This window comes from Brasilonema sp. UFV-L1 (genome assembly GCF_012912105.1).
Lineage (GTDB): Bacteria > Cyanobacteriota > Cyanobacteriia > Cyanobacteriales > Nostocaceae > Brasilonema.
Map to the genome: position 1 here is coordinate 1 of NZ_QMEA01000109.1, position 21,559 is coordinate 21,559.

Annotated in this window: 20 protein-coding genes; 18 read left to right on the forward strand and 2 right to left on the reverse strand. The window is 42.7% G+C overall.

Going from position 1 to position 21,559, the window contains the following annotated elements:
• The 17 genes from DP117_RS25070 to DP117_RS25150 all read left to right on the forward strand — a co-directional run.
• Positions 1–1,049: hypothetical protein (locus DP117_RS25070; RefSeq protein WP_169220952.1), on the forward strand; the 1,049-nt coding region annotated here is incomplete at its 5' end.
• Between the two features lie 30 nt (positions 1,050–1,079).
• Positions 1,080–1,709 (forward strand): hypothetical protein, encoded by a 630-nt coding sequence (locus DP117_RS25075; RefSeq protein WP_248277821.1) that lies wholly within the window; start codon positions 1,080–1,082, stop codon positions 1,707–1,709.
• 59 nt (positions 1,710–1,768) lie between these two features.
• Positions 1,769–3,535, forward strand: a complete 1,767-nt coding sequence (locus tag DP117_RS25080) for a VgrG-related protein (protein ID WP_169220953.1) — start codon at positions 1,769–1,771, stop codon at positions 3,533–3,535.
• 157 nt (positions 3,536–3,692) lie between these two features.
• A complete protein-coding gene (gene infC / locus DP117_RS25085; protein ID WP_339380981.1) occupies positions 3,693–4,160 on the forward strand; it encodes a translation initiation factor IF-3 in 468 nt (155 codons plus the stop codon).
• A 302-nt stretch (positions 4,161–4,462) separates the two neighbouring features.
• The gene (locus DP117_RS25090) at positions 4,463–4,960 is read left to right on the forward strand and encodes a PAAR domain-containing protein (protein ID WP_169220954.1); all 498 of its coding nucleotides are present in this window, start codon (positions 4,463–4,465) and stop codon (positions 4,958–4,960) included.
• Positions 4,961–5,156: 196 nt separating this feature from the next.
• On the forward strand, positions 5,157–5,573 hold the full coding sequence (locus tag DP117_RS25095) for a GPW/gp25 family protein (protein ID WP_169220955.1): 417 nt from the start codon (positions 5,157–5,159) through the stop codon (positions 5,571–5,573).
• A 2-nt stretch (positions 5,574–5,575) separates the two neighbouring features.
• On the forward strand, positions 5,576–7,810 hold the full coding sequence (locus DP117_RS25100; RefSeq protein ID WP_169220956.1) for a putative baseplate assembly protein: 2,235 nt from the start codon (positions 5,576–5,578) through the stop codon (positions 7,808–7,810).
• A gap of 11 nt (positions 7,811–7,821) precedes the next feature.
• A complete protein-coding gene (locus DP117_RS25105; protein ID WP_169220957.1) occupies positions 7,822–8,826 on the forward strand; it encodes a phage tail protein in 1,005 nt (334 codons plus the stop codon).
• A 263-nt stretch (positions 8,827–9,089) separates the two neighbouring features.
• Positions 9,090–10,286, forward strand: a complete 1,197-nt coding sequence (locus DP117_RS25110) for a DUF4159 domain-containing protein (protein ID WP_169220958.1) — start codon at positions 9,090–9,092, stop codon at positions 10,284–10,286.
• 24 nt (positions 10,287–10,310) lie between these two features.
• Positions 10,311–12,317 carry an ATP-binding protein gene (locus DP117_RS25115; protein ID WP_169220959.1) on the forward strand — a complete coding sequence of 669 codons (2,007 nt, stop codon included), beginning with the start codon at positions 10,311–10,313 and terminating at the stop codon, positions 12,315–12,317.
• 123 nt (positions 12,318–12,440) lie between these two features.
• Positions 12,441–13,373, forward strand: a complete 933-nt coding sequence (locus DP117_RS25120) for a hypothetical protein (protein WP_169220960.1) — start codon at positions 12,441–12,443, stop codon at positions 13,371–13,373.
• A gap of 127 nt (positions 13,374–13,500) precedes the next feature.
• On the forward strand, positions 13,501–13,980 hold the full coding sequence (locus tag DP117_RS25125) for a hypothetical protein (protein WP_169220961.1): 480 nt from the start codon (positions 13,501–13,503) through the stop codon (positions 13,978–13,980).
• 40 nt (positions 13,981–14,020) lie between these two features.
• A complete protein-coding gene (locus tag DP117_RS25130; RefSeq protein WP_169220962.1) occupies positions 14,021–14,461 on the forward strand; it encodes a DUF4279 domain-containing protein in 441 nt (146 codons plus the stop codon).
• 46 nt (positions 14,462–14,507) lie between these two features.
• Complete coding sequence (locus DP117_RS25135; RefSeq protein WP_339380980.1) at positions 14,508–14,768, forward strand: hypothetical protein; 261 nt, start codon at positions 14,508–14,510, stop codon at positions 14,766–14,768.
• Entirely contained in the window at positions 14,765–14,875 is a 111-nt protein-coding gene (locus DP117_RS36495; RefSeq protein WP_248277822.1) for a type II toxin-antitoxin system PemK/MazF family toxin, read from the forward strand. The genes DP117_RS25135 and DP117_RS36495 overlap by 4 nt, the downstream gene beginning before the upstream one ends.
• A 234-nt stretch (positions 14,876–15,109) precedes the next feature.
• The gene (locus DP117_RS25145; RefSeq protein WP_169220963.1) at positions 15,110–15,856 is read left to right on the forward strand and encodes an HNH endonuclease domain-containing protein; all 747 of its coding nucleotides are present in this window, start codon (positions 15,110–15,112) and stop codon (positions 15,854–15,856) included.
• A gap of 34 nt (positions 15,857–15,890) precedes the next feature.
• Complete coding sequence (locus DP117_RS25150; RefSeq protein ID WP_169220964.1) at positions 15,891–16,520, forward strand: hypothetical protein; 630 nt, start codon at positions 15,891–15,893, stop codon at positions 16,518–16,520.
• A 237-nt stretch (positions 16,521–16,757) separates the two neighbouring features.
• Here DP117_RS25150 and DP117_RS25155 read toward each other — a convergent pair whose 3' ends face one another.
• Positions 16,758–18,611, reverse strand: coding sequence for a serine/threonine protein kinase (locus tag DP117_RS25155; RefSeq protein WP_169220965.1), 1,854 nt, complete (start codon positions 18,609–18,611; stop codon positions 16,758–16,760).
• A 186-nt stretch (positions 18,612–18,797) separates the two neighbouring features.
• Here DP117_RS25155 and DP117_RS25160 point away from each other — a divergent pair, with 186 nt between their 5' ends.
• Entirely contained in the window at positions 18,798–20,069 is a 1,272-nt protein-coding gene (locus DP117_RS25160; protein WP_169220966.1) for a DUF4255 domain-containing protein, read from the forward strand.
• 549 nt (positions 20,070–20,618) lie between these two features.
• Here the strand turns inward: DP117_RS25160 and DP117_RS25165 are convergent.
• A partial coding sequence (locus DP117_RS25165; protein WP_211176331.1) for a DUF4157 domain-containing protein occupies positions 20,619–21,559 on the reverse strand: 941 nt, incomplete at its 5' end.

Below are 21,559 nucleotides of genomic sequence, written 5' to 3' on the forward strand. Positions count from 1 at the left end.
CTGCTGACTTCCCAGAAACGACACAACAATTTTCAGCATTCACACCACAAGCTTCCGAACAAACTGCTGACTTCCCAGAAACGACACAACAATTTTCAGCATTCACCCCTGAAGCTTCCAAGCAAAAAGTAAAAATTGATCTCGATACGCCAGTACCTCAGGGTTTTGCTACCGGCGGAGAAGTAACAACTACTTATGTTCATAACAATCAGCAGGTAGCACCATCTGATACTGTAGCTGCGATGCTTACACCTGGGGAGTTTGTCATCAATGCCAGAGATGCACAGAAAAATCTTAATATACTAAAGCATATCAACAGTGGTGGTACAGCGAACGATACAATCTTTACTCATTCAAAGACATCTAATTCCAAGGATCCAAAAGAAACAACTTCTGTTGAATCTTCGACTAAAGTCGATTCTTTGCAAGACACTTCATTACAACCAAAAAACTCTGATAATATTTCATCTCAGGTATCTCATTCGCTGATTTCTTCATCTTTGGGATTGGACATTGGAAAGCAAAGGCGTTCAATACTAACTTCTCCAGAACTGAATACGAATGTCAGCAAAACAACTAATGTAGGTACACCTTCATTTCATTACTCATCACCTTCTTTGATTTTTCGACAAAAAAATCCCTCTCCTTCTACTAACACACCTTCTCAATGGTCGAGTCTTGAAGAATTACTAAATGAAAGTGCTGATGTCACAGACTTTAACTTTAGTGGTGTGGAATCTCATCGACAATCTGAATTCTCTCAAGTTACATCTCATGGTTCAAAAGTGCCATCAGAATCGCCAAAAGTCTTTACAAAAAATTTAGTTCAACCTAAAGGTTTTGCTGATGGAGGTGAAGTAACCAAAGCAGATATAAATACAAAAAAACAACCAATAACTGAGATGATAGAAAAACCTTCTAGTGCGAAAAACGAAGATGATGATGCAAATCTGGAAGTCTTGGCACGTGAAATTTACAGTAGATTGCGGCAAAGATTAGAAATAGAACGAGAACGTTCTGGTGTCTATTCAGGACGCTTACCTTGGTAAATTTAGTTTGAGCAAAGGAGAAATACTAAAATGGCAAGTCAATCGTTAGAGAAAGCCAAACTCATAGCTTATCAAGGTGAAGCAGAAGATATTGAGTTGATGTTTAATCCTACAGAGATTAGTTTCTCTCGTACTGTTAATTGGGAAAAGCATCGAGGTAATAGAGGAACTACGTTACTACCTAAAGTTAACTTTTCTGGCGTTGAACCTTACAAATTTACACTCAAACAATTAATATTCGATACTTATGAAACTAAAGAATCAGTAATGACGTATATAGACATTATCAAGCAAGGTGTAGAAACTATTAAAGGCAAACCTGATAAACGTCCACCTGTTTACATATTTACATGGAATGACAAGTATTTTCATTGTGTCATCCAAAGTTTAACCTACACCTTAACTATGTTTCTCTCTGATGGTACACCAGTAAGAGCGATGGTAGATATCTCCTTGGAAGAAGTAGATCCAAAGAACGTTTCTGGAGGAAAAAAATCGGGTTCTACAGGTCAAAATCGTCAGCAAGATTCACGTGTAGATCAACAAAATAATCGTTCTTCACAAGGACAATCACCTTCTAGAGAGCAAAATCAAAATCGTCAGCAAAATCAAGCTAATAACAATAATCGTTCTGGAAGACAACCGCGTTCTAGACGTTAAAATATTCCGCGAATATCTCGGTAATAACTGATATTATTAATATTTATAGGTTACTGCTTATGACCAGTCAAAGTCTTTATTTATGCAAACCCACAATACAATTTTCTAGCGGAGGACAAAACTGGGAAGATGGTTCGCCTGAGTTAATTAAAGATTTGTTGCAAATTACCATAGAAGAAAGTCTTCATTTACCAGCAATGTTTACGCTGGTAGTACATAATAGCAATCTTCCCACGAATGACGACCGTCCAGAATATCAGTTTTGGCGTCATGAAAAGTTGTTTGAAGTTGGTAAAAAAATCAAATTGGGTTTTATTTCCAGTACAACCCAAGATAAAAATTTTCAAAAAGAGTTAAAAGAGGAACTCATTGAAGGCGAAATTACAGCAATAGAAGTTCACTTTAATGATAAATCGGAAGCGCCGATTGTTGTTCGCGGTTATGATATTTCCCATCGTCTTCATAGAGGTCGTTATAATCGTTCTTTCTTGAATGTAACTGATAGCGATATAGTTCGTAAAATTGCCTCAGAAGTAGGTATAAAACTTGGTAAAATAGACGCCAGTGGCGAACCCCATGAGTATGTATTCCAAGAAAACCAAACTAATATGGAGTTTTTGCGCTCAAGGGCTGCTCGCATTGGTTTTGAACTGTTTATTCAAGGCGATCGCATAAATTTTTGTAAGCCACAAAGCCAAGAAGAATCTCTAAAATTGACATGGCTCATTGATCTGAGTAGTTTTAGTACTCGGATAACCAGTGCAGAACAAGTCAGCGCTGTAGAAGTACGTTACTGGGACTACACTAAGAAAAAATTAAGAACCGCAAAAGCTCAGAAAGAAAAAGTCATAACTGATACAGGTAATGGAGCCGGTAGCAGTACTAGTAGCAAATTCAATAACAGTCAGCCTCCTGTCATGACTGTAGTAGATAAACCCACTTTTAGCGACAAACAAGCAGAGATCATGGCTCAAGCTTTATGCGATGAACTCGGTGGCGAATTTGTATATGCTGATGCCAAAGCTGAAGGTAATCCGAAAATTCGACCAGGACGGGTTGTGAGTTTGGAGAAAATGGGCGATCGCTTTACCGGTAAATATTACATTACAGAAGTGCGCCACAATTTCACTCAAAGAACTTATACAACTGATTTTAGTGTCCGGGGGCTACGCGCTGGTAATTTATTTACAACATTATCACCGCAAGTACATCTGCATCCCGGTCAGACATTTTTAGTGGGTATTGTTACTGACAACAAAGACCCAAAAGGATTAGGTCGAGTCAAAGTACAGTTTCCTACCCTTACTGAAGAGCATACAAGTAATTGGGCGCGAGTTGTCGCCCCAGGAGCCGGAAAAAATCGAGGATTCGATTGTTTACCAGAAGTGCGCGATGAAGTCTTAGTAGGTTTTGAACATGGCGATATACACCGTCCTTATATCATTGGAGGCGTCTGGAACGGCGAGGATGCATCACCAGAAAATGTGAATGACGCGATTGATCAACAAGGAGATGTTAAAAAAGTCAGATTACGCACATTTAAAACTCGTACCGGACATACCCTACAGTTTGTCGAAAAAGATAAAAGCGCAAGTAAAACTGGTATTCGCGTAGAAACAGTTTACGGTCATAAAATTTACTTGAATGATAGTGACAAAATCATAGAAATTACCACCAAAGGCGGTCATTCTATCAGGATGGACGACCGAAGAAAATCAATTTCTATTAACTCAGCAGGTAGTATGTCATTAAATGCTAAGACGAGCATAGATATTGAAGCTAAAGCTACGATTACAATCAATGGTAAATTGATACGACTCAACTAAATATACAGGATTTGACAAATTCGTTTTGAATTTCTCCGGATTGCGAATTTTGACTGACTCGGCAGCGATACTAGTGTTGTGTTACATTAGCATTACCTGCACTCGCAAAGTATTGAACAATTGAGAGGAAATCATTATCGTAATTCAAAAGCAACTCATTAACTCGCAAATCAAGTCACCTCAAGTTTTCTTGATTGACCATGAGAACAACAACCGTGGCCTGATTGATACACGTGAGGCTCTAGAGTTAGCACAGAGCATAGAGCTTGACCTAGTTGTAGTCTCCGAAGGCAAAGAGGCTCCAGTTGCGAAGATTCTTAACTATGGTAAGCTTCAGTATCAAAAGAAAAAGCGTCAGGGACAGAGTGCTAGACCTACGGTAAAGGAAGTTCGGCTGCGTCCCAACGTGGGTGTGGCTGATTACAACTTACGCATTGAGCAAGCAGTTAAGTGGTTGAACAAAGGTGATTCAGTAAAGTTTGTTATTCGTTTACGAGGTCGAGAACATCAATATCGTGAACAGGCTGGAGAACTGTTAGAACGAATTGTAACTGCTCTGAGCCAAGTGGGTAAAGTCCAATCGCTTGATAAACGCTCACTGATTGCTCAAGTCATTCCTGCCTAAATTAATTTTCCAAGAATCCAGGAATATTTTAGTGCAACCAAGTAGCCAGAGGAACTGCCTATATCCTTTAGCTACTTTCATGCTGCCGTGTGCTATGATAATTCGATGCTGAAACGCAATCAGCGTCAAAGAAGCAATATCACACGGGTTTTGCTATAGGCTTTAGATACTTAGTACAACATTTCATAAATCCATGACAAATTGAATGACCTACTGGTAAAGCTTGAAGAGGCGAAATCAGGCGACAAACTTGTGAAATATTGTACTAAGTAGATAAACGTAATTGTGTAGAGGATATTCTCATGGGTAGACCAGCAGCAAGAATTAGCGACTCTGTAGCACATCCTTTACCGCCAGTCTTAACAGGAGGTCCTGGAAGCCGAAATGTGCTGATTGGCAATCTCCCGGCGTGGCGTGGTATACCTGCCGCACCGGTAGCTGGATTGCTCGCAGCTAAACAAGCTACTGATGCTACGATCATAAGTGTTGAAGCAGCCTCGAAAGCTGCTCTGGGTACACCAGCAGCGCCTGCTGCCATAGCCACAGAACAAAGTACCAAGACATCACTATTGGCTAGTATGAATAGTTCTATCAGAGCCAGCGCTCTTGGTGCTGATATTCATGTTTGCACGACACCCCTACCCGTCCCTCCCCACGGTTCTGGTGTTGTCATTGACGGTAGCAAAACAGTGCTAATTAACGGCTTACCTGCTTGTCGCATGGGTGACACAATTGTGGAAGCAATCGGTCCAATTAATAAAATTACCCGTGGTTGTAACTCTGTTTTGATTGGCGGCTAGCACAATTCAAAAATCTGTCTTGAAAAGTTCTGTTCGTCGAAAGCGAAGCGATCGCCAGACGTCGGCGCTTAGACTTTGGTGCAAAATCCATACCTGGATATGAAACTATCGACGTTTGGCGAATATGTTTAAAACTTATATGCGGATATTTTTGAAGTTATAGACCTAACAGCCAGAACGAGCGAGGATTGTCTTCATGCCAGATACGGTTTACGGTCAGCCAATACCATATTTGGGGACAGGTTGGGCTTTCCCACTCAGTTTGAATTTGCAGGGTGGGATACAGCTAAGTAGTGAAGAGCAGAAAGTCAAAGAATCCATTTGGATCATCCTCCGCACTGGAGTCGGTGAGCGAGTTTATCGACCAAATTTTGGCTCACGCTTGTCAGAATTGGCATTTGCGCCCTTAAATAGCGATACCCTAATCCGAATTCGCATTTATGTTTTAGAAGCCCTAGAAGTTTGGGAACCGCGCATAATTGTTGATCAAGTTCTGACCGAACCTGATCCGGTGCGTGGCAAAATAGACATCATCATCAATTATCGCCTCAAAGACTATTTTGACGTTAACAGCTTTGTTTATCCTTTCTATTTGCTAAGCATTGGTGAGTAATTGTGGAATTTGACTTTTTGCCTAAACTGCCAACTTCCAACTTAGATGATCGCTCTTTCGATGACTTAGTGGAAGAATGCATTACACGTATCCCTCGTTACTGTCCAGAATGGACAGATCATAACCTCAGCGATCCAGGGATTACACTCATTGAGTTATTTGCTTGGTTAACTGACCAAATGTTGCTCAGATTCAACCAAGTACCACGGAAAAATTATGTCGCTTTTTTAGAATTACTCGGTATTCGCCTCCAGCCTCCCGCCCCAGCACGAACAGAATTAACCTTTTATTTAACCTCCGACCTACCCGAAGCTTATACAATTCCTTTGGGAATAGAAGTCTCAACTGTGCGAACACAAGAGACAGAAGCTATTACCTTCAGCACAGATTCTCCTTTAATCATTGGCAAACCTTATCTACAGCACTTTTTAACGACCCAAACTGTTGAAGAAATTCCTCAATCTTTCCGAGTCAGAGTGATGAATCAGTGGACTCGTCAACCTGACGGTTATTGGGAAGGAAGCGAGCAAGCTATATTTGACGAACAACCTGAATTTGGAAACTGCTTTTACCTGGTAATTAATTCTGATGACCCTTTAGATGGTAATGTCTTAGCAATCACTTTGACTGGTCCTGCTGCTACACCGACTGGTATTAACCCCAATCAACCACCTCGTCGCTGGGAAGCTTGGGATGGACAGCAATGGCAATCAGTTTTATTACGCGAGGCAGATGATCTGACTCGCGGCTTCAGTTTTTATGAAATGGCTCAACAGGGTCGTAATCCTGAGCAAGGAGCAGACGTCGTTCTGCATTTACCTCCAAATTGGCCCGTAACCAATTTTACGACTTACAGAGGTCGCTGGCTGCGCTGTGTCTTGACAACTCCGCAAGAAAATCAATCAGGTTACAATCGTTCACCACGAATTACTGGCTTAGGGGTGCAGGCAATTGGTGGTACAGTTCGGGCTAGTCAAAGCACACTGATTCTGGATGAACGCTTGGGAATCAGTAATGGTAAACCCGGTCAGACTTATCAACTACAATCGGCACCTGTTTTAGAACGCCGAGAAAACGAGGAATACATCATCGTTACTCCCCCTGGTGGCTTGCCCCAAAGATGGATTGAGGTCAGAGATTTTGCCGATTCTGGACCATTAGACTTTCATTATACCATTGATTCACTCACTGGTACAGTTCAGTTTGGACCATTGATCAAAGAACCCGGTCAAATCAAACGACAAACGCAGATTCGCTCCCATTTACAGCAACCAAGACAACAAACAAGACAACAAACAAGACAACAAACAACAGCAGAAGACACATCAGTTCAAGTCACTGATATTGACACCCTTGAACATCAATACGGGGCGGTTCCTGCAAGTGGTTCAGAGATTAAAATCGCTGCTTATCGCATAGGAGGCGGCAGACAAGGTAATGTTAAAGCTGGTACACTCCAGTTTTTAAAGTCTGGCGTTCCTTTTGTTGCCAGAGTTATCAACCATAAAGCAGCTATTAATGGTACGGATGGAGAATCTTTAGAGCAAGCTGTCATTAGGGCACCGTCTATACTACGTACTCGCGATCGCGCAGTCACAGCTGAAGATTTTGAAGTTTTGACGCGGACGGCTGGCGGTGGGGCGATCGCTCGTGTTCGCTGTTTACCAGTCACGACTCAAACCCAAGCAGGTACAGTGAGTTTAGTTATTGTCCCTCAGACAAATACAGATGCCATCACTCAAGGGGAAGGCATCTCTCCAGAAGAATTTATCCTCAGCCCCACACTCCAAGAGCAAGTTTTGCAATACTTAGACGAAAGACGGTTATTAGGTGTACAAGTACAACTGCAAGAACCAGAATATATTGGTGTTTCCGTTCAAACCCAAATTTCTTTAGAACCGGCTTATGAAAATAGCCTAGCGCGAGAAGAGATTCTCCGCAACATTCGGGTTTCTTTGTATAAATATTTAAATCCCTTGACTGGAGGATTAGACGGTAAAGGTTGGCCCTTTGGAAGACCCGTTTATCAATCAGATATTGTGGCATTATTGCAACAAACTCAGGGAGTGCGTTATTTAGGAGCAGTTCTGTTATTTCCTATACGTAAGCAACAAGGAATTTGGCGGCGACAATCAGCATCAGAACCTCTGATAGACCCAGGTGCAAACGGTTTGATCTGTTCTTGGGCTGATACGGTTGTGCGCTCAAGTCATGTCATCGATATCATTAGTCGCTAAGTGAAAATACTATGGTTCAAAGTCGTTCTAGCCCAGCTGTGCGCATTGTATTAACACCAATGCAAATTCCTGAGGCTTTACCCGTCTCTAGTTTGACATCTTCTCCTTTAGAAAGTATGGATGTGGTTGGGACTAATTTGCTCTTGCATCCAGGAGAGCCAAGCGAGATGATTGTGCAAGTGCAAAACTTGGAAAGGCGTCCCTTGCGAATGAGTTTGACAGTTGAAGGCGATTTTCCCAGCAGCTGGTGTCAAATTGGTACAGAGGGTAGTGAACTCGCTCCTAGCGCAAAGATGGATGCTGTGCTTTATTTTCAAATTCCCACAACATTTTTTGAAGAACAGCAAGCAATCATTGCGGGAAGAACAGACAAATTAACTCTCAACTTTCGCTGCATAGTTTCTGTGTGTATTAACCAAGATACAGATACTGAACAAATTCAGCAAGAAGAATTTGGACTATATATCCGTCCCTACAGTAACTACATGGAGTTTTTGCCAATTTTGTATCGGGAAGTAGATTATATTGGTCGCTTCATGAAGATTTTTGAACAGGCTTTTCAACCTGTCATTGACAGTTTCAATGTTATGTGGGCAAACTTAGATCCATTGACTTCCCCACAAGCACTACTGCCTTTTTTGGCTCATTGGGTTGCTTGGCCTATAGATTCAGTCTGGAATCTCAACCAACAGCGGCGTTTAATTCGTCGTGCAGTAGAACTTTATCGCTGGCGCGGAACCCGTAAAGGTTTGCGTCTTTACTTGCATCTATATACAGGTTTACCTTTAGATGAGGAACATATCAGCATCACAGAACCTTTTGGTCAAAGTTTTATATTAGGAGAAGCAAAACTAGGCACAGCAGTGTTAGCAGGTGGGCGAGCATTTCACTTTGTAGTACACTTGCGTTCAGACCGCCCTCATAGTATCCATGAAGAGTTAATACGACAAATTATAGAACAAGAAAAACCTGCTTATTGCACTTATGAATTATTCATGGAAAATTTCTCAAGTTAAAGTTTTATATTTCATAGCAATCCTATCTGTCAAGTGAAATAAATATTAAATTAACGAACCGCAAAGTACGCGTTAGACGCGCAGCGGCGTGCCGTAGGCTAGTACACAAAGGAAGAAAAGAGAGAAGATGTTCACAAACAATTTAGGTTTGCTGTATATATTTTTAATAGAATGAATTGTCTCTTCAAAATATCAAATATTTATCATAATAGTCGAATGAATTAAGTGGAAAATTTTTCCTAACAACTTGCATCCAAAATCATATGACACATCCTTTTCCACCACCCCCCATCCAACCTTTTGAACGACTAAAAGCTACAGACGGTTTACTTATAGATGCTAAACGTTGGAGCAAAGCACACGATTACCATCGCAGAAAGCAAAATGTTCACTATCAATGCTTAAACCAACCAGGAATTGCTTGTGGTTTGGGTGTCCGAGTCATTCCTGCTCCCCGTCAAGCAGAAGCTAAATATCGCGATGGACGATGGGTACAAATTCAGCCTGGTATTGCAATTGATGTAGCTGGAAATCTGATTGTTGTGCCTAAGTCTTATGACTTTCCCGTTGATTTAGAAGTTGCAAAGACTGACCCGATTATGATCTATTTAATAGTCAGTTATGTAGATCCTAATGAACTGCGCAACGAACAGCAGAAAGATATCGTTCAAGAAATCTATCGATTTGACCAAAAGAATTCTACACCAGAAAGTTCAGAAATAGAACTTTGTCGCATACTTCTGCAACCAGGACAAACTACGATTACCCAACCTGCGGATGTTTTCTTTCCTGGTTACAACAATATTGATTTGTCGTGTCGCCGGACAGCACAAGCACGCCCCCAAGCAATTGTACGTATGGCGCAAGTCAATCATAGTGATAGTGAATGCGATCGCAATTTTTTTAATTTATCTTATTTAATACAATCTGTAGAACCACTATACCCCTTTTTGCGAGGAGCTGATGAAGCTGGTCAGGTCAGTTTACAGGAAAATATCCAAGAATATGACCTCTTATACCTTACGGGGAGACAAGCATTATCTCTAAATAATCCTGAATTTGAATCGTTAAAAAGTTACTTAAACAGCGGTGGAGTGTTTATCGTTGATGCACCGGCTGAGGCTACAGAACTTATAGAAAGTACTCAAGCCTTGGCTATTCAGTTAGAAAGCCCCTTGAAACCTTTAGAAGAATCGCGACGACATCCTTTAAGAACACGACCTTTTTTATTTGCTGCTTTACCAACAATCAATCAACACTTGATTCGAGTTTTGATTGGGGGAGGAATTATTTTAGTGATTGGTGACTTAGCAGCAGCTTGGGGATTGGATAGAGAATTGAGTTTACCCCGACTTGTGATTCGCACTGCTCAAGAATTAGGAGTTAATATTCTTCACTACGCTTGGAAGCGACGACAGTTGATTGGTTTGCAGCAAGAGGATTCTTCAGCGCAGTGGTAAATGCTCTAGTAGGTAGGATTAAGGATGAACGCAGCAGCAAGCAATGGGGAAATTAACAATCACGCCTATTTGATAGTAGCTCTTGATCAACTCCGAGAGATTTTACTGCAGCACGCCGATCCGAGTTTGCTGGAGGATGACGAATCTATAGGTGAGAGGAACCCAGTAGCAGAAAGTCTAACAGAAAACTCGATTCCACCTTCTGAATCATCCGCTTTAGAAAGGCTTTGCGCGATTTTTGGTCTGAGTGATTTTGAGCGGAATCTGTTGCTGTTGTGTGCTGGTATGGAACTGGATGCCAGTTTTGCAATACTTTGCGCTGCTGCTTGCGGAAATAAACAACGGACTTATCCTACTTTCGGTTTGGCGATGACAGTGTTAGAAAGTCTGCATTGGAGCGCCTTCACTCCCGCAGGAACGCTACGCAGGTGGCGGTTAATTGAGGTGGGAGATGGGAGTGAACTCATGAGTAGCCCTCTACGAATAGATGAAAGAATACTACATTATTTAATCGGTGTACAACATCTGGATCAGCGCTTGTTAGGAATGGTAGAGCCTGTGCAGGTGACGGAGGACTTGGTACCTTCTCACTTGCAGCTGATGCAGAAAATAGTCGCTGCTTGGTGGGTGGAAATTAATGATTATCTGAAGTTGCCAATATTACAATTATGTGGTAATGAAGTGGCTAGCAAACGCCCAATCGCGGCTCTAGCTTGTCAGTATTTAGGACTGAACTTATATACAATTTCAGCACATAGTGTACCAACAACTTCCAGCGATATCAACCAGTTTAAGCTACTTTGGGAGCGGGAAGTCGCATTAGCCAATAGCGTTTTGTTGATTGACTGTGATGATTTGGAGGCAACAGATACAGCTAGGGAAGGGGCGATCGCCTATCTATGTGAATGGCTGCGTTCTCCGATAATTATGACTACTGGCGATCGCAAACGAGCGCGATTAAGACCGTTACTCATTTTTGACATCGCACGCCCCACGACAAAGGAGCAGTACGGTGTCTGGGAGGCAGCGTTGGGGACAAATGCTCAATCTTTGAACGTTCAGGTCGATGCTTTTGTGTCTCAGTTTAATCTCAGTGCTCCCGTCATTCAAGCTGCTTGTTCCCAAGTTCACGTCGAGTGGCAGCAGGCACAGCAGTCAAAAGCTACAGAAGATTTTCAGTATCTACTTTGGGATACTTGCCGCGCTCAAGCCCGTCCTAAGTTGGACGATTTGGCACAACGGATTGATTCAATCGCAAACTGGGAAGATTTAGTTTTGCCAGAAGCTCAAATACAAGTCCTCAAAAATGTTGCGACTCATGTCAAGCAACGGGCTAAGGTTTACGAACTTTGGGGATTTGGTAATAAAAGTAATCGGGGGTTGGGGATTAGTTCTTTGTTTGCTGGTGTGAGCGGTACGGGTAAGACAATGGCAGCAGAAGTGTTGGCGCAGGAGTTGCGATTGGATTTATACCGGATTGATTTAAGTGCGGTAGTGAGCAAGTATATCGGGGAGACGGAAAAGAATTTAGGGCGGGTATTTGATGCGGCGGAGTCGGGCGGGGTAGTATTACTTTTTGATGAAGCAGATGCCTTGTTTGGCAAGCGTACTGATGTCAAAGATTCTCATGATCGCCATGCGAATGTAGAGGTCAGTTATCTACTGCAACGCATGGAATCTTATCGTGGGCTATCGGTGCTGACAACGAACCTCAAGAGTTCTTTGGATCAAGCGTTTCTCCGTCGTATCCGCTTTATAGTGCAGTTCCCGTTTCCAGATTCAACTCAACGGGCCCAGATTTGGCGGAGGATTTTTCCTAAAGCTACGCCGACAGAAGGTTTAGATTATCAGAAATTGGGACAACTGAATGTGGCAGGGGGTAATATTCGCAGTATAGCTATGAATGCAGCGTTTTTGGCAGCTGATGCAGATGAAGCGGTGACGATGAAGCATATGTTGCAGGCAGCCAAGAGCGAGTATATAAAATTAGAGCGTACGCTGACGGATACTGAAGTTAATGGCTGGGTTTGATTAGTACTTGCTGGATGAAGTGCATAAGTGAATTTTGATTTTGCCTATTAGAGGAGAAGTAGAAGATGTGAACTAATCTAGAAATAGGCTACTAATTCTACTACCTCAAATCAGGTTATCCCTATGACTAGCCGACAACACAGCCAAACGAAAAATACCCGAAAATATTCATCCACTATCTCAAGCGCTTCAACTGAGGGAATGTTTGAGTCGCGTCCGTTTGTTGTGCAGGCGTCTAGGGGAGAGAATTCACCGCAGCCAGATTTGAAGACATCTTTGATGCGGGCAGAACGTTACGGGCATCACCTTAGTCAAATACAGCCTTTTGGTAATGAAGCCACGACAGCAGTACAGCCTAAATTGGAGACGGGACAGCCCATACAGTGCGTTTTGCCGTTCTCAACTCTAGACAACATGGTTAGAAAGAAGGGCAAGTTGAAAAAAGAAAGACCTTCAAAACCTTCCGCGCACCCTGACTTGAAGCAGAATGATCCAACTCTAGGAACTTTGACAGCACACCACAAGTACGGTTATTCAAAGATTAACAACGATGTCAACACAGCATCAGGATCTGCGCCTATAGCTGGCACAGCCACGCAGAACATTGAGAATTGGGCAGACCCTAAAAAGACGAAACCAACTTTGACCCAAGGAGACGTTGCTTGGACTCCCCATAATATTTTTATGGGTCCTAATCCCAACGATAGGTTAGACGATCCAGGCAAAGTGCCTGGCGCATTACACCCTGATTTGGACACGCACTTCACAGCTAGTGGTACTGTAACACCCAATAGTCACTTGGCACTCGAAATTCAGCAAGCAGGAGGACTACCTCACTTCAACCCAGCAGATTTGGTAAAACGCCTCAACTCTTTACCTAATCCAAATCAAACTTCCCCATTTAAGCAAAGCGAATGGGTACAACCTATACCAGGTAAGTACCAACAAGCGGGAATGCCGGCTGGGTGGCATACTAGTATGGACATTAATCAGCGCATTAATTATGCAGAACAGAAAAAGACTGCAAAACTTTTCCAAGAACTTCCATTTGCTTAAGAGTACTCAAATTCAAAAATGATTCAATTTATTTTGTAGCTTAGGTATCTTGCCTGTGCGAGCAAGCCAGATACAAACCTAGACATTAAGCTTCATTAATTATTCTGCCTCTTATTAGGCTATCCCTATGCAGAGCCGACTCCGCACCCAACTGAAAAATACTCACAAACAAACATCGGCTTTCTCAATCGTCCCAGTTCAGGGAATGTTCGAGTCGCGTCCGTTTGTGGTGCAGCAGCAAACGGCACAAGAGTTACAGCAGCCTGATTTAAAGACTTCTTTGATGCAAGCAGAGAAATACGGACATCACCTTAATCAGTTGCAGCCTGCAAGTTTTTCAGTACAGCCACAGCAAAAAGCAGAGACTCAAGCACCGATTCAGTTAGCAAAAAAGCGTCCCGTCAATAATGACGGTAGAAGAGAAGGGCACAGAAATGACCGGAAAATGGTGGATTCTGTTGCATGGAAAAAAGGAATGAACCAACAGCAACGACGAGGATTTGGTAATTATATTGAAGAGGTTAAGCATCAGGAGGGGCGAGGCGGTGCTGATAACTTCACATACACAGAACTACTCAATTTAGCTGATGAGTTTTTGGGTCGATAATTATTTAACTGATAACTTCCAACAGTAGCAGGTCGATAAAATGAGTACAAGCACAATCTCTTTAAGACTATCTGGTAATCTCCCCCCTTCAGATGAACTGACAAAAACTTTAGGAATTACACCCACGACAATTCTCCACCGTGGAGAACGCGTTTCCAAAAATCGAGTCCAGCCAGTTGACATTTGGTCTTTAGAACTTGCTAAGTGTGACGATAACAGTACAGAGCAAGAGATAAACAAGCAGATTTTAGAGGCAGCGGTAGTGTTACAGCAAATGGCACCGGCGATCGCATCACTAGATCGAAATAAGTGCAATACAGATTTGTATATCAGCACTATCCGAGAAGAAGACCAAGGCGGGTTATCATTACCTGCAGAATTAATAGCAGCAGCAGCAGCAGCAAAGTTATCAATCCAGATTTCCATCCTCGTGATGCTCGATGATTACGAAGAACCGGAAGCCGCTTCTATCAATTCATGACTCTCCTTGGGATAGCTGGTATTTACAATAGAAGAAACTGCTTACTGTGTCTCACCCCTGTGTCATGCCAATCACCAGCGAAACCCTCAAGCAAGACCTAGACCAACTCACCCAAGACCAACTTCAGCAAGTGGCTGACTTTGTTGCCTTTTTAAAGTTCCGAGATAGACATCGTCGCCGACTTACCCTCAATCCCAGCCAGCTTGCTGCCCTTCTTACCACTGAGTTTGCTGAGGAAGACCGCGCTCTTGCTGAAGAAGGGATGAGTGATTATGCAGTGATGCTCCATCAAGAAGATCAGCTATGACTGACCTGCTTCAACGTGGTGAAGTTTGGCTAGCTAACCTCAACCCAACTCAGGGATCTGAACAAGCACATCATAGAAATTGGTTATCCCAAAAAGTAGAAAGTTGAATAGCTCAGGTGGGTAGCGATCGCCCGTAGGTTGAGTTCAGGCACAAAACACTTGCTCTGAAATTTTCTTTAACCATATTTAACTTAATATGTCAATACTTAAATCCTAAATTTTTGCCACAATAACTGAGGCTTAAGGAGCTATTGCACATCTTTATACAAAACTTCGATTTGATAACTTTGGTTTAACCTGGAAATAGAATATTAATTTTTCTGCAAGGATGAAGTATCCCTATGAAAAGCCGACTCCACATCCCACCAAAAAATAGCCAGAAACAGACATCAGCTTTTTCAAACGCTTCAACTGGGGAAATGTTTGAGTCGCGTCCATTTGTCGTACAGCAGCAAAAGGGAGAAAATTCACAGCAGTCAGATTTAAAGACATCTTTGATGCAAGCAGAGAAATATGGTCATCACCTCAATAAGATGCAACCCACAGGTGTTTTAGTCCCGAATGCATTACAGCCAAAGATAGGGACGAGACAGCCGCCGATTCAGTTAGGTAGAGTGAAAGCGCCCACTAAAACTAGCAGTGGACGCATCAGTCAGCCACCTCAGGGATTTGCCCCCGCATCTGGACAAGGCATCAAGAAGAAAAAAAGAATTAAGAGAAAACCAGGGGTAGAGGCGCAAAAGAGAATACCAGCAAAAAAATTACAACAATTACTACAGCAACAGCAAAAAAACCCTCAACAACCTTATGGGCATCTGAAAGATTCAGCGAATATTGGAAACCAAGATTTTACGGCATCACAAAAGAAACAGATATATGCCGCTAACATGAAAAAACACGGTCAGTTAACTTGCGATTTAACGGGACAATGCCTTATAAAACCCCAAAAAAGTAAAAAAGGCGTTAAGCCATCTTCTTTTGAAGCTCAGATAGATCATATTGAACCGTGGAGCAAAGGCGGAACCAATAGCTTTAAGAATGCTATGGTACTTTCGCGATACGTTAATCGCTTCAAATCGAATAAATAGCAAATAGTTTATACAATCACCTAATAACAGTAATATGATTTCTACAAGACACCTCGAATCAATGCCTGATAGAGATACGCTAGAGAGCCTTAGCCAATCTCTGGCAATGTTAGACGCAATCATTATGCCTGAATGGGAGCTACGCTATTATTCGTTTAACTCGAAATGGTCTAAAGGCGAGAAAATGGCATCTATGCAAAATGGTAGTGGCGATGGCTACTTTGCTCTGTTTTCAAAAGAAGGTGCTATTCTAAAGGGTTTCGTACAACAAGCATGGGAGGGGGAAGTTTATCCTGGAGTGCTAGACAATGTTCCAGAGGTTTTTTTGGACAATTTTATCAATGAACCAGCTTTTTCAATGGAATCCACCTCTTTTTGTGTTTGGCGCTTACCCACAGATTCTAGTTGGCAGGTTGGTAATATTGATATGCCTAGTGATTTAGATGATGGTTCTTCAAAACTGCTGAGTATTTTTGAAGACACCCCGACTCGCTACAAAAATTGGGCAGAGCAGTATTATGAAATTGTTCTCCCTCAAACAGAGGTTCTGGCAATATTTCAACATAGACCCTTGAGCAATGAATTAATTCAGGCAATTAACCCAGATAATTCATTGGAAGATTTAGCAGAAGACATCCTAGAAATAGGTTATCCCAAAAACTAGAAAGTTGAATAGCTTGGGTGGGTGGCGATCGCCCGTAGGTTGAGTTCACGCAGAAAACACTTGCTTTGAAATCTTCTGCTTGATGCATACTTACTTTAATATGTCAATATTTAACTCCTAAATTTTTGCCACAGTAACTGAGGCTTAAGGAGCTATTGCACATCGTTATACAAAACTTCGATTTGGTAACTTTGGTTTAATCTGGAAATAGACTCCGAATCGCTTCACCAATTGTTGCTATTTTGGCAAACTTCTCTGATTGATATTTGGATTTGATTGCGATTGAGGATGTACCAGCATTAAAAGCGCCAAACCTATCCCAACAGCAAACAACAACCCAACGATTAGCAAGACTTTTACAACCATTTTATTTGCTTGCTGCCCGTTTTCGTTTGATTGCATCATCGTTCCCTCTGGCTGCTGTTGTGCGGGTGTCACCGGAGGTCGTGGTTGCATCATCGTCCCCTCTGGCTGCTGTTGTCCGGGTGTCGCCGGAGGTCGTGGTTGCATCATCGTTCCCTCTGGCTGCTGTTGTCCGGATGCAGCAGGAGGTCGTGGTTGCATCATCGTCCCGTCTGGCTTTTGTTGTCCGGGTGTCACCGGAGGTCGTGGTTGCATCATCGTCCCCTCTGGCTTTTGTTGTGCGGGTGTCACCGGGGGTCGTGGTTGCATCATTGTCCCGTCTGGCTTCTGTTGTGCAGGTGTCACCGGAGGTCGTGGTTGCATCATTGTCCCGTCTGGCTTCTGTTGTGCAGGTGTCACCGGAGGTCGTGGTTGCATCATTGTCCCGTCTGGCTTTTGTTGTCCGGAAGCCGCAGGGGGTTGTGCTTGGATCATGGCATTTTGGTTGCCTTGTTCCACCGGAATCAATGGTTTAGATATAGTTTCGTCATCAGAACTTGATGAACCTTGTTGTATCTGGTTCACTGGTCTAGGCACAGTTTCGTACTCAGAATCAGGCGATAAGTCGGAGGCTTTAGCTTGTGCGTATCGCAAGATTTGCGGTTGAGTATTGACCTCAGGAGAATTACTTTGTTGTAACTGACTCAGAGTTCTGGGTACTGTTTCATCATCAGAACTTCTTGAGTGTGAGGATTGTCGTTGAGTAAAAATCTGTTGGTGCTGTACCCCAGGATTTCCAATTGAGTGTTTAACAGCAGCTTGTAATGCTTGATTGAGTTCTTCTACGGTTGCAAAACGGTCAGTTGGTTTTTTTTGCAAGCATTTCATCACCACAGCCTCTATTTGTGGAGACAGATGTTCGCAACCTAATTGCGATCTTATTGGTCTAGGTGGCTCATTATTATGAGCTAATAACCAAGAGGCTTCGCTGATATTACGAGACTTGATACTTAAACCAAAGGGATCTGCGGCACTAAGCATTTCATAAAGAATAATACCCAAGCTGTAAATATCTGCCCCAGCACTCAGGTTTTTGTCATTTTGGATTTGTTCGGGTGCGGCGTAGCGGAATGTCCCCAGAAATGTAGTTGTTATATTTGTTATGTTTGCTTGTGCAGAAGAATCATCACGGATTTTGGCAATACCAAAATCCAAAATCTTCACCCACTCTCCCAAATCTGTAGGAATTAGAAAGATATTGTCTGGTTTCAAGTCTCGATGGATGACTTTGATTAACTCAGTAGTTTTTCCTCCCTCTCTCTGTAGAGTCACTCCTTGATGAGCAAGCTGTAGACCTTGACAAACTTGTGAGATGATACTCACTGTTCGCGACTCAGATATCTGCTTCTCGCGCAGCATCAAATATCGCAGCGTTTCTCCGCGCAGATACTCCATGACATAAAATGGAAAACCTTGCGGCGTCACTCCACAATCACTAATTTTGACAATGTGGTCACTTGGCAATGCAGCACATACTGAGATTTCACGCTCAAAGCGCTTTCTCATCTCTTCTGATGCGACCAATGCATCTTTGAGTAGTTTCAATGCAACTTGATTGCCTACACGCATATCTGTTGCTAGAAATACGTCTCCCATGCCTCCCCCACCTAGCCGTTGATCTAAACGGTATCGCTGGTTATCACCTATAAACCGACCAATCCAAGAATTTGCAGGAGGTGGGGAATTCATTTGGAGGTATCCATTTTAATTTAAAGTTTTAGATTGCAACACACAATATTACTATGACAAATATAGCAATCCTAAATCATTCGTGTACAACCAAAAAGAACTTATGGCGGATACAAATTGTCTCACCCTGCTTATTTAATCTACCATTAGATAGTTGACAAAATGCTTTTGCTATGAGGAATGAGGATGAGTAATGCACTCTCTATAGCCGCCGTAACAGGAGTGATTAAATACTTGTTAGAGAATGGTCTAGTCAGTGATGCGATCGCAGCTAGTGTAGGCGATGTACTTGTCACTGCTCTACCACCAGATCGAATTACAGTTGGAACTGACGAACGTGCTCAACTCAACCTCTTTCTGTATCAAGTGACACAAAATCGTAACGTTGATTGGGTATCTCAGGAATTTCGCAAGGGACACTCAAGAATAATCAGCAATCCAAGCTATACAAATCCACCATTGGCTCTGGACCTTCACTACTTACTAACAGCTTACGGACCAAAAGATTTTCAAGCGGAGATTTTACTAGGGTATGCAATGCAAATGTTGCATAAATCACCCATAATTGCATCCGAGATGATTGAAAATGCTTTGAAAAATGCATCCCAAACCAGTACTTCCAGTGTTTTTTCTCAAGCTCTAGCTAGCGTGTCTGTATCTGTTTTAGCAGAGCAAATCGGGCAGATAAAAATTAGCCCAGAATTTTTTAAAATGGAAGAAACTTCTAAACTATGGTCTGCCTTACAAACACATTATCGACCTTCGGCTACTTACCAAGCATCAATGGTACTGATTGAAAGCCCTAGCGATCAAGCTGAAGGTTTTGACGTGATACCCTTATCTGGACCGAATATTGACCAGGTTACAGTTCCAGCACAACCAGAACAACCAATTGTTGTGGGTAGTAGATTGCTGATTCAGGGCAAGCGGTTACAGGGTGAAGTGACTAAAATTCGACTTGGTAGCATGGAAAAAATGCTTCCACCTTCAGATGTCAAAGAAACGCAAATTAGCCTGGTAGTACCATCAGACTTGTACGCAGGTGTACATGGTATCCAAGTCATACACCAGACAATCCCAAATGCAGAGCAAACGCATAATGTTGTGGAATCAAACGTTGTGGCTTTTGTACTGCATCCAAGCATTACAGCGTCAGTTGCTCAAGTGCAAGCTAGCGAGAATAATTTACGTTCAGCACAAATCAGCGTTAAATTCAATCCCAAAGTTGGCAATATGCAACGGGTAATTTTGCTACTTAATCAGATGTCAAAGTACGAGCGAACTGCCTACTCTTTTCCTGTTACACCACGCACTGAAGACACCGACACAATCATTATTCCTGTCACAAACATTCAGCCAGGAATTTATCTGGTGCGGGTGCAGGTAGATGGAGCGCAAAGTCCGCTGTATAAAAATCAAATTGGGGATTACGATTTGCCGCAGGTAAATATTGTGTGACACTCCTACACGCTCTCTTCGGTACGGTGTAGGCTTCTGCCGAAAATTATCCTTGCAGAAATTCGTTCGTGGTACTCCAATTGTTTCCCACTACCGCAGTTTATAGTCAGGCACGTGTCCCTCCCGACTCGAATGATTGAAAACCATTCACCTACGTTCCTTAAAGATTTTACGTATTGGAGGCAGTAGCCAGCACTATGGCATATTTAAGACCGCACTTCCCAATACAACGCCCTATCTTTAGTTGTCTAGGTACAGATGGTTGACCAGAATTTTAGTCTTTGCCAACACTTCTATATGTTAACGTAATGGGTAAACATTGTATGCCCATTATCAAAGATTCAAGATTAAGTTTAAGAAGATCAACTCGGAGATTGAATCAGCTACGATTATATGCCGCAAGTAAAGATAAGACGGTTACTCAAATTGTTGAGGACTGGGTTGATAGGTTGCCCAACACGGAAATTGGCAATGACTCATCGACCAACGAGCGCACGCTCCCTGAGTACAGGTACAGTGTGGGGCTTCTGCCGGAAGACAGCTAAAGTGCTACTCTTCCATCTGACCGCCACCACCTCCGCCTAACAGACCACCCAAGCCACCCATTAAGGCATTACCCATCATACCCATCATACCACCGCCAGCGCCGCCGCCAGCACCGCCGCCGCCTAACATACCGCCCAACATCGGCAACGCCGCCCCCAATAACGGCAAGAAGCACTGAACAGGTTGGGTGCTGTTCTGAATTGGTGGTGTAGTATTCGTTAATGAGTTATTACTCAAGCCGGGAATTTGCACTTGCTGACCTTGAGCTGCTTTTGCTCCCATATTATCTGCTTCTGTTTCCAAAGCAGAGTCAGCATTGATGGGAGCGCCTTTACTTTGGTGTGGTACTGGTACTCGTCCGGCTCGTTGCTGCACGACATGAGTGAGTTCGTGTCCTAAGAGTGCTTGCCCAGAGGAATTCTGGGGGTTATATTGTCCTGGGGCAAAGTGAATATTATTTCCTTGGGTAAACGCTAAAGCTCCAATTCCTTTTGCTTGAGCGCTGTCAGTATGAATGTTGACATCGGAAAAGCTGGTTCCGAATGAGTTTTCCATTTTTGTTCTGACTGGCGTAGGTAGGGAATTTCTATTAGAGGATGTATTTTGACTAGAATGATTTGAGGTTGAAGATTGAGCGCCTTGGTCTTTTGCTGATGCTTTAGTTTGAAGTGCTGTCACCGATGACGAATTGTCGTGAGTTGAAACCTGGCTGAAATTGTGACCAAAGCGTTTTGCTTGCTTGAGTTGAGTTTTCAGGTCAGACTGGTGGGAATCTGACTTTTTTTGCACAGAGAACCCGCGAGTTTCAAACTTATTCGCTGAATCCAAGGTGGAGGAGTTCGTTTGAGACTTTTTCTGAATGCGGTATGAGGTGTTCATGGGTAAACTTTTTTCAAGAAAAATATGATCAAGGGTTGGAAGCTGTAACTTGATTTCTGTACACA

Excerpts from the sequence above, each read along its gene's own strand:
- DP117_RS25110 (WP_169220958.1), top strand. The coding sequence starts at position 9,090 with ATGACACATCCTTTTCCACCACCCCCCATCCAACCTTTTGAACGACTA.
- DP117_RS25130 (WP_169220962.1), top strand. The coding sequence starts at position 14,021 with ATGAGTACAAGCACAATCTCTTTAAGACTATCTGGTAATCTCCCCCCT.
- DP117_RS25120 (WP_169220960.1), top strand. The coding sequence starts at position 12,441 with ATGACTAGCCGACAACACAGCCAAACGAAAAATACCCGAAAATATTCA.
- DP117_RS25155 (WP_169220965.1), bottom strand. The coding sequence starts at position 18,611 with ATGAATTCCCCACCTCCTGCAAATTCTTGGATTGGTCGGTTTATAGGT.
- DP117_RS25160 (WP_169220966.1), top strand. The coding sequence starts at position 18,798 with ATGAGTAATGCACTCTCTATAGCCGCCGTAACAGGAGTGATTAAATAC.
- DP117_RS25090 (WP_169220954.1), top strand. The coding sequence starts at position 4,463 with ATGGGTAGACCAGCAGCAAGAATTAGCGACTCTGTAGCACATCCTTTA.
- DP117_RS36495 (WP_248277822.1), top strand. The coding sequence starts at position 14,765 with ATGACTGACCTGCTTCAACGTGGTGAAGTTTGGCTAGCTAACCTCAAC.
- DP117_RS25145 (WP_169220963.1), top strand. The coding sequence starts at position 15,110 with ATGAAAAGCCGACTCCACATCCCACCAAAAAATAGCCAGAAACAGACA.
- DP117_RS25075 (WP_248277821.1), top strand. The coding sequence starts at position 1,080 with ATGGCAAGTCAATCGTTAGAGAAAGCCAAACTCATAGCTTATCAAGGT.
- DP117_RS25125 (WP_169220961.1), top strand. The coding sequence starts at position 13,501 with ATGCAGAGCCGACTCCGCACCCAACTGAAAAATACTCACAAACAAACA.
- DP117_RS25095 (WP_169220955.1), top strand. The coding sequence starts at position 5,157 with ATGCCAGATACGGTTTACGGTCAGCCAATACCATATTTGGGGACAGGT.
- DP117_RS25080 (WP_169220953.1), top strand. The coding sequence starts at position 1,769 with ATGACCAGTCAAAGTCTTTATTTATGCAAACCCACAATACAATTTTCT.
- DP117_RS25150 (WP_169220964.1), top strand. The coding sequence starts at position 15,891 with ATGATTTCTACAAGACACCTCGAATCAATGCCTGATAGAGATACGCTA.
- DP117_RS25105 (WP_169220957.1), top strand. The coding sequence starts at position 7,822 with ATGGTTCAAAGTCGTTCTAGCCCAGCTGTGCGCATTGTATTAACACCA.
- DP117_RS25115 (WP_169220959.1), top strand. The coding sequence starts at position 10,311 with ATGAACGCAGCAGCAAGCAATGGGGAAATTAACAATCACGCCTATTTG.